Below are 8,789 nucleotides of genomic sequence, written 5' to 3' on the forward strand. Positions count from 1 at the left end.
GCCGCCTCAACTACCTGCTTCACAAGAGCAACATTGTCCTCAAATGGAAATCTCGAGCCATCAATCATCACTGATGTATATCCTGCACGCAGGCATTCCATAACCACACAGAACGATTCCCCGTGGTCAAGGTGAAGAGCGACAGGAACTCTCGCCTGTTCTGCGGCCGCTTTGACCATCGCAATCATATAAGGCATACCGACGTATTGATATGTACTGGATGTCGTCTGCAGAATAACAGGAGCACCTTCCGCTTCAGCCCCCGCAATAACTGACTTAATTATTTCAAGATTGTGGGCGCCGAATGCCCCGATTGCATAATGGTTGTTGTATGCATCCTGCATCATTTCTTTTGTTGTCACTAATGGCATTCCGTTTGCCTCCTTGTAATATCATAGGGTTGTTGGTACAAGTTATAAAGACAGAAGCACCCCTTCAGTGCTTCAATTAAACAAGGTCTGTGTAAAAACGGCATCTGTCTCCTCGAACAATAGAAATGCAAAATTCCACCGGCCGGTTTGAAGTGTCGAATGCCGTACGTTCTAACAATAAAGCAGGTTTCCCCACTTCCGTTTGCAAATGGACGCTCTCTTCCTCCCGTATTAGTACAGGCTCAAATGCTTCCTTGGCACGGACGACTGAAACACCGTATCGGGCCGCCAGCAAGTCGTAGAGGGACGACGTCTTCACATCAAATAAATCTTTTTTATCGACAACGACTGATTTTGGCATATAAGAAGATTCGAGGATAATTGGCTCACCATCCGCACATCGGATCCGCTTCATCTTAATGACTTTCTCTTCACCCTCGAGTTGAAGTCCACTGCGGATTCTCGAATTTGGAGTCACTTCCTCCACTTCAAGAATAATATCTGACGGGGTAATCCCTTTATCTCGCAAAACTTGGCTGAAGCTGTAAAACCCGCCAAGCGATTGCTCCAGCTTCGGATGAGCGACAAATGTCCCCTTTCCTTGAACTCGGTACAACAGACCGTCTTGGACCATTTCCTCGATTGCCTTTTTGGCTGTGTTTCGACTAATATTAAAAGTTTCCATCAACTGGTTTTCCGAATCTATCTTATCACCGGGTTTCCATTCACCTGATTGAACCCGCTCTTCCAGTCGTTGCTTGACTTGATAATACAATGGAATGATGCTTCCTTGATCTAAAGGTTTCATACAAATTCATCCTTTTATTTCATTATTCATTCCAATATATCATCCTTGGTTCAAGTTTCCTATTAAATCAACATAAGCTACATTGGAGGTTTCCGAAGAGTTCGGGAAAATTATTTTATTTGTTCAGTTAGCAGCTCTAACTCCGAATCTGTAGACAGATAGGCAATCTCCCCTCTACATATCGTCACATCCACATGTTCCGAGCTGTTCAGAATAACAAGGTCGGCATCTTTGCCAGCTGAGATGGATCCTTTTCTTGACTCGATTCCTAATCGTTTCGCCTGATTCAATGAAGTAATCCATGAAAGTTCAACGAGAGACAGATTGCACCAAGCCGCCATATTTCGCCTTGCTTCATCCATTGTCACGATGCTTCCTGCAAGCGAATTGCCAGAAGCCAGTACACATTTGCCGTTCTTTACGATGACTCTATTTCCACCAAGATCATACTCACCGTCCGGCATCCCTTTTGCACGCATGCCGTCTGTTATAACAAGCACTCGGCCAGCTCCTTTTTGCCGCATAATAAGCTTCATCAGGTCGGGGTGTACATGATGACCATCGGGAATTAATTCCACAAATACTTCGTCCGCTATCAAAGCAGCCCCCGCAGCACCCGGATCCCTATGATGGATGCCACGCATTCCATTGAACAAATGAGTAGCATGAGTGGCTCCTTGTTTAATAGCTTTTCGCGCCTCATCGTATGTGGCGTCTGAGTGGCCGATGGACAAGATGACTCCTTCTTTCACCAGCTCTTGAACAAAGTCCGATGGCCCCATCTCAGGCGCAATGGTCGCAACCTTAATTGCGCCTCCGGACAATTGCTGCCACTCTCGAAAAAGATCGACGTCCGGCTGAAGGATTGCCTTTTCCGGCTGTGCACCTTTTTGCTTTGGATTGATGAACGGGCCTTCTAGATGGATGCCAAGCAACTCCGCTATGCCTTGTTTTCCATCTAGCGAGCGGTATGCTTTGACAGCTCGCAATGCATCTTCAATTAGGTTTCTTGGATTTGTCATGGTGGTCGCAAGGAATGAAGTCGTGCCTTCTTTCACTAATCCTTGTGAAATGCCTGACAGTGCCTCCTGTGTTGCATCCATCACATCATGGCCGCATGTTCCATGAACGTGGATATCAATCATGCCCGGAATGACGGTCTTTTCATTCTTGCAATCAATAATAGTTTCCTCTTTTATTAGCTGAGGACACGTCTCCATTTTTCCAACGGATATAATTTTTCCATACTCTATGCAGACATATCCCCGACTGATTACGGAGTCTTCCAGCACGACTGCCGCATTGATAATCCACATCGAATTCATGAAGACACCTCTTTCATTTTCCTTCTGCCTGGAGGGTACCATCCATTTTCCCTTTCATATTAAATATCCGATCTGCCATCCATGCCAGGAACAGCACGGTCAGGCTAATGCCGAAAAACGGAAGAAGCCCAGGGATGAATAGAAATACACGGTACAATCCATATAACCCAATGAATGAAAGAATGGCCTGCATCGGGAACGATAAGCTGAGCAGGACGGATGCTGAAAAGTATCTGGAGAAAGGCAACTCGTAATGAGCGAACACCGGAAAAATATTGATGACAAGAACTGCATAAAGCACAAGGATTGTGATAAGCAATGTCATCATCACGAGGCCATGCATCCCGCCGATTGAGGATGCAACCCTAAAGTTGACGACGAGGAAATAGCCGAAGGCCAGCAGCGTAACCCCAATTTTATTTGCATCGATGAATTCATTTTTATACGTCTGCCAATAGCTCTTCAGCAGTGTTTTTAAATCATCTTCTCCTTGAAGCCTTTTCCGCATCACATGAAAGATGCCTGCTGTTGCGGGGCCAATTCCGAACACGACGAGCCCTAGAAGTGTCAGCCCTATCCACATAAGCTGAACGACCGCAAGCATGGTGACAAGCTCTACAAACCAATACAATCTACCTTTCCAACCCATCACTTCCATCCTTCAGCACCTCACCAAAATGGGAAAGCTCATACAGAGGCTTTCCCCTGTACAAGCTCCCGGATTATTTTTCACTTTCCATGCGCTCGTATGCTCCTTGCGCAATTTCAAGATAATCGTTCACACCCATTTTATCGAGCGTCTTCAAATATTCATCCCACTTTCCAAGATCCGCCTTGCCTGTAATAAAGGACGCGGTCATCTCATCTACGTATGTCTGAATATCTGTCATGATAGCGCTCACCCGCTCGCTCTCTTCCACTGTGTAGTTAATGCCTGGAAGGATGTCTTCGTCCTTAATGCGGTATGGTTTCACTTTTTCTGCATTCAATGTCGAGTTCTCCTTCGATTCAGCTCCTTGGAAGAACTTCTGGCGGACGATACCCGGGTAATATCCTCCCGGCCAAGTCAAATACTGGCTGATCGCCTGGTCCATATTCAGGCCATCCGGATTGTCGGTAATCGTTTCGAGATATTTGAAGTTACCTTCGGAATCCTCTTCATACGTCACGCCTTCAAAGCCCATGAAGAACATTTTATTGCCTTCATCCCCATAGAAATAATCCATCCAGCGAACCATTGCCTCCGGGTTTTTCGCTTTATCTGTCAACACGAACATCCCCATATTGCCGAGGCCGTTCGACACTGTATTATACGCCCGCTCGCCATTCGGTCCTTCCAACACTGGCAAACCGACATATCCATCGATCTTCAACAATTCGGCAGGGTCGATGGAGTTCAATGCTCCGTAGTTTCCTTTTGCAGATTCGGCTGTGAATTCCTGTGGCGTTGTTGTGAAAACGTCTTTATTAATCAACCCTTCGGAGTACAGCTTATGCAAATATGCGAGCATTTCCTTATATTCATCCGTTGCAGGAACGAATCGGAACTCTTCCGTACCCGGTTTGAAATCGAGATTGATATTCATGCTTCCTTGTTTATTCAGACCGAAGCTTCCACGCAAGTAGGAAATAAACTCATTGATGCCGTAGCCTCCGCCCCAGCCGAGTTCATCCGGCTTTCCATTGCCGTTGGGATCCTTTTCCTTGAAGGCTTTCAACATTTGATAGAATTCTTCTGTCGTTTCCGGTTCTTTCAGGCCAAGATTATCGAGCCACTCCTGCATGACCCACGGAGCCCCTGCACGAAGCGCTTCGAAATTCGGATCATAAATGGCAGGGAAACCATAAATATTGCCATCCGCCATCGTAATCCCTTGCTTCACTGATGGATACTCATCGAGAATAGCTTTGAAGTTCGGTGCATACTTATCGATGTAATCGTTCAACGGAAGAAAGATCCCTTGTTGTCCATACTTCAAAAGATCAGTCTTGGAGAAAGCAGAGGCGAAATACATCTCCGGATAATCCCCACCCGTCAAAGACAAGTTTCTTTTCTCAGCAAGCGCTTCCGTTTGGACAGTCGTCCAATCAACTTTAATGTTCGTCATTTTTTCATATTCATTCCACAGCATTAAATCGTTCCAATCCTGTGAAGCGAAGAATTTCGCTGCAAAGCCGTCCACTTCAATTTTTTCTTTGACGATCGGCATGCCTGTCTCATTTAAATTCTCTAAATCTCCCGTAACCGTTTCCCCGTCTGTCTTCGAGCAGGCCCCCAAAATACCCGCTGACAGCAGCATGGAAGCTGCCAAACCTGTGAAATACCTTTTCTTCAACATAATCTCCCCCTTTTATCCTTTCAAAGATCCAATCATGACACCTTTTACAAAATACCGTTGTAAGAACGGGTATAGCAGAAGCATCGGCAAGTTCGCGACGATCAGGACTGCGTATTTTAGCCCTTCCACACTAAGCTGTTGGGCAAGGAAGCTTTCCGTTGTCGCCTGGATCATATCGTCCGTTTGCCCTTGAATCAGAATCTGACGCAAGATGAGCTGAAGCGGGAATCGATCCTGATCCGTTAAATAAATCAATGCCTGAAAGTACGAATTCCAATGGCCGACCGCATAGAACAGCACCATGACGGCAATGACCGGGAAAGACAACGGCAAGACAATATTCCAAAGGATTCGGAAGTTGCCACAACCGTCGATCATCGCGGATTCCTGCAACTCATGCGGAATGGACTGGAAGAACGTTCGCATAATGATAATGTTCCATACTGCTACTGCGTTTGGAATGATCATGACCCAAAACGTGTTCAGCATGCCTAGGTCACGGATGAGCAAATAGGTCGGAATGAGCCCGCCGCTGAAAAAAATAGTGAAGACCATGAAAGCCATGATGAAACCTCTGCCCTTCAAGTCCTTCCGTGACAGCGGATAGGCTGCTAGAATTGTCATGACAACATTCAAGGCAGTTCCGACAACAGTGTATTTCATCGTGTTAATAAAGCCATTGATAATATCTTTGTTCTTAAATACTTTCTCGTACGCTTCTACTGTGAACTCTTTCGGCCAAAGCCACATCTCACCCGAAATGACGTATTGCGGATTGCTGAGTGATGCACTCACGACGAAAACCAACGGGTAAAGGACGAGCAAGGCAATCAGCGTGAGGAAAATATAGTTGAACACAATGAATGTGCGGTCTGTCTTTGACTCTCTCAATTTCTCCCACTCCTTACCATAGACTTGTCTCATTCACTTTCTTCGCGAATTGATTCACCATGAGCAGCATAATGAAGTTAATGATCGAATTGAACAATCCGACGGCTGCGGAGAAGCTGTATTGCGCTTCCAAAATCCCGCTCCGGTACACAAATGTCGAAATGACATCAGAAGCCGACATGTTCAAATCATTTTGCATTAAATACACTTTCTCAAAACCGACTGCCATGACCGATCCCGCATTTAGAATGAACAGGATGACGATCGTCGGCATGATGGCTGGAATGTTAATATGGAGTATCCGCTGGAACCGGGAGGCTCCATCTATCATCGCCGCTTCATGCTGCGCGGGATCTACTGCCGCAAGTGCGGCAATATAGATGATGGAACTCCAGCCCATCGTCTGCCAAACGTCTGAAAATACATACAAGCTCTTAAACCAGGACGGCTCCGAAATGAAGTCGATCGGTGTCCCTCCAAACAGCCGGACGACTTGGTTGATCATCCCGTCCGGTTTGACGAATAAGAGGAGCATACCGACTACAACGACGGTCGATAGGAAATGAGGTGCATAGATGACCGTCTGTACGAACTTTTTATATCGGAGGCTCTTCACTTCATTCAGCATGAGCGCGATAATGATGGGCACCGGGAAGGATACAGCGAGAGTAAAAATCCCTATGCCAATCGTATTTTTGATCAGCCGCCAGAAATAATAACTGTTGAAGAAGCGTTCAAAATGCTTAAAACCGACCCATGGGCTTCCGAGAATCCCTTTGGATGCAATAAAATCCTTGAAGGCAATTTGCAGTCCATATAAAGGAAAGTAATGGAATACTAAGAAGTAAAGGATGACGGGAGAAAGCAGAACATACAGTTCCCAATTTCGCCAAATGGATTTCCACCATTTACTTCGCGCTCTCCGTTTTGCTTCTTTCTTATCTTCCGTCTTGATAGTTTTCACTGCTACGTTTTCACTTACATTGGCCATACACACACCCCTTTCTTTCAGGACAGATCAGTTATGTACGATGCTGGATGTTTGAGATACTGCCACCACTTTGCCGCCAGATCGGATGGATTCTGTGGCTGCACATCCAACTGCTACACTCATTCGTCCGGCAAACGGCGTAGTAAGAGGTTCTTTATTGCGAAGAACCAGCTCGACGAAATCTTGGGCGATTTTCGGATCGGCCCCTCCATGGCTTCCTTCTTCCGGCTTCATTTCGTACGTCACATCGCTGAATTCCTTCCACGTGTTCGTCTTGCGCGTCTTAAGATAGACTTTGCCGTTCACATCGTCATTTTCAATCCGGCCTTCGGTTCCAATGAACGTGTAGTTCCGCTCATAGTCAGGTGTGAAATGGCACTGGAGATACGATGCCTTGACGCCTCCTTCGAGTTCCATAATGAGCATGTTGTTGTCTTCCACATCGATCTCATTTCGGAACGCGCATTCCGTGAATGTATGAGGAACGTATTCCGGACACGTATTTTTCAGCGAACATTCCGGACAAGTCAAATCGTTTGGCATATCGCCCCCATAGTAATCAAGACTTCCAAATGCAGACACTTTCGTCGTGTAACGGCCAGAAATCCAATGGATGACATCGAGGTCATGAGATCCTTTCTGAAGAAGAAGTGATGTCGTATTTTTCGATTGGCCATGCCAGTCGTGATAGTAGAAATAACCGCCGAAGCCGACAAAATGGCGTACCCAAACGGCTTTCAACTCGCCGATTGCGCCGGAGTCGATCAATCCCTTCATCGTTTGATACATGCTCATATACCGCATATTAAAGCCAACCATTAAATGTTTGCCGGAATTTTTCCAGGCTTCCAGAATGCGGTCACATCCCTCAACGGTGATAGCAAGCGGTTTCTCGGCATACACATGTTTACCTGCTTCCAGGGCAGCTATAATATGTTCCTCATGCAAGTAATCTGGAGAGAGTACTGCAATCGCATCGATATCTTCTCGTATTAAAAGATCTTTATAGTCCTTCGTAAGAAAAATAGGTGTTCCGAGCTTTTCTTGAAATTTTTGTTGTCTTTCTTCCGAAAGATCCGCGAGCGCGACCACTTCCGATTCTCCATCCGGTTTGTGCCAATAATGCGCAAGTCCGCCGCGCAAGCCGGCACCGATAACACCAATCCGTACTTTTTCCATTTCCAACATCCCCTTCTTAGTTAAGCTACTATTTAACCAGGAAAATTTTCCGCATTTACGGAAAACGTTTTCCTTGCTGTGAAAAGAAATCCACACCTATTTTCATGTAGATTTCCGAATCATTAATTCAGTCGGCAATAACGTACGCAAATCCATTCGAAAGTCTTGATCAGCTATTTGATTTAGCAACACTTTTGCTCCTACAACTCCCATTTCATATTGCGGGATAGCCACTGTCGTCAAAGCCGGCATTGCATATTGCGCCATTTCATTGTTGTCGATTCCTACAAAAGCGATATCTTCAGGCACGGATAAATGATTTTCTTGAACGGCCCGCATAGCTGCAATCGCAAGCATATCGCTGGCACACATAAATGCAGATGGCAAGTCAGTATAACTGGCCAGCAGTTCAGTCATGAGCCGATATGTCCGGTCCATACACCACCTGGAATCCACAATAAAGCGCTCATCCACATCCAGATTAAATTCCTGCATCGCTTTCCGGTAGCCTTTGAAACGCTTTTCTCCTTTAAAATCGCCATTCATTTCCCCGCCAATAAATCCGATGCGACCATGCCCCCGGGACACGAGATGGGCAATCCCTTTATACACCGCCTCTTCCCTATCGTAATCGACAATGGAAACGTTATGCTCACTGTAGTTAAAATCCATCCCTACAACAGGAATCCATTTTTTCAATTCTAAAAGAGTTTCTTTTCGGATAGAGTCGACAAGCAAAATCCCCTCTATTTCCTGCTCTCTAACTGTCTTTTGGAATAATGCATCGTCTTCCAAATCCTCCGGTTGAAGCAATAATAGCGAATAACCGGCTTCATTAAGAGTATCCGTTATTCCTATAAAGATTTTCGAGAAATATGGATTTTC

The 8,789-nt window shown here is 45.6% G+C and carries 9 protein-coding genes; all 9 read right to left on the reverse strand.

The annotated features are described in order from the left end of the window. The coding region (locus NCCP2222_RS18320) for a class II fructose-bisphosphate aldolase (protein ID WP_248513906.1) at positions 1–371 on the reverse strand (371 nt) is incomplete at its 3' end. 76 nt (positions 372–447) lie between these two features. Next, positions 448–1,179 carry a GntR family transcriptional regulator gene (locus NCCP2222_RS18325; RefSeq protein ID WP_184205766.1) on the reverse strand — a complete coding sequence of 244 codons (732 nt, stop codon included), beginning with the start codon at positions 1,177–1,179 and terminating at the stop codon, positions 448–450. A gap of 110 nt (positions 1,180–1,289) precedes the next feature. Then, the gene (nagA, locus tag NCCP2222_RS18330; protein ID WP_248513836.1) at positions 1,290–2,504 is read right to left on the reverse strand and encodes an N-acetylglucosamine-6-phosphate deacetylase; all 1,215 of its coding nucleotides are present in this window, start codon (positions 2,502–2,504) and stop codon (positions 1,290–1,292) included. 13 nt (positions 2,505–2,517) lie between these two features. Beyond that, complete coding sequence (locus NCCP2222_RS18335; protein ID WP_248513837.1) at positions 2,518–3,153, reverse strand: YesL family protein; 636 nt, start codon at positions 3,151–3,153, stop codon at positions 2,518–2,520. A 73-nt stretch (positions 3,154–3,226) separates the two neighbouring features. Beyond that, positions 3,227–4,843, reverse strand: a complete 1,617-nt coding sequence (locus NCCP2222_RS18340; protein WP_248513838.1) for an extracellular solute-binding protein — start codon at positions 4,841–4,843, stop codon at positions 3,227–3,229. A gap of 12 nt (positions 4,844–4,855) precedes the next feature. Continuing rightward, positions 4,856–5,767: a carbohydrate ABC transporter permease gene (locus NCCP2222_RS18345; RefSeq protein WP_184205758.1), complete on the reverse strand. Its 912-nt coding sequence runs from the start codon at positions 5,765–5,767 to the stop codon at positions 4,856–4,858. Next, complete coding sequence (locus NCCP2222_RS18350; protein ID WP_248513839.1) at positions 5,748–6,725, reverse strand: ABC transporter permease; 978 nt, start codon at positions 6,723–6,725, stop codon at positions 5,748–5,750. Before NCCP2222_RS18350 ends, NCCP2222_RS18345 begins: the two co-directional genes overlap by 20 nt. Positions 6,726–6,752: 27 nt before the next feature. Continuing rightward, positions 6,753–7,904: a Gfo/Idh/MocA family protein gene (locus NCCP2222_RS18355; protein WP_184205754.1), complete on the reverse strand. Its 1,152-nt coding sequence runs from the start codon at positions 7,902–7,904 to the stop codon at positions 6,753–6,755. A gap of 102 nt (positions 7,905–8,006) precedes the next feature. Next, the coding region (locus NCCP2222_RS18360; protein WP_248513840.1) for a substrate-binding domain-containing protein at positions 8,007–8,789 on the reverse strand (783 nt) is incomplete at its 5' end.

It is taken from the genome of Sporosarcina sp. NCCP-2222, from assembly GCF_023168145.1.
Taxonomy (GTDB): Bacteria; Bacillota; Bacilli; order Bacillales_A; family Planococcaceae; genus Sporosarcina.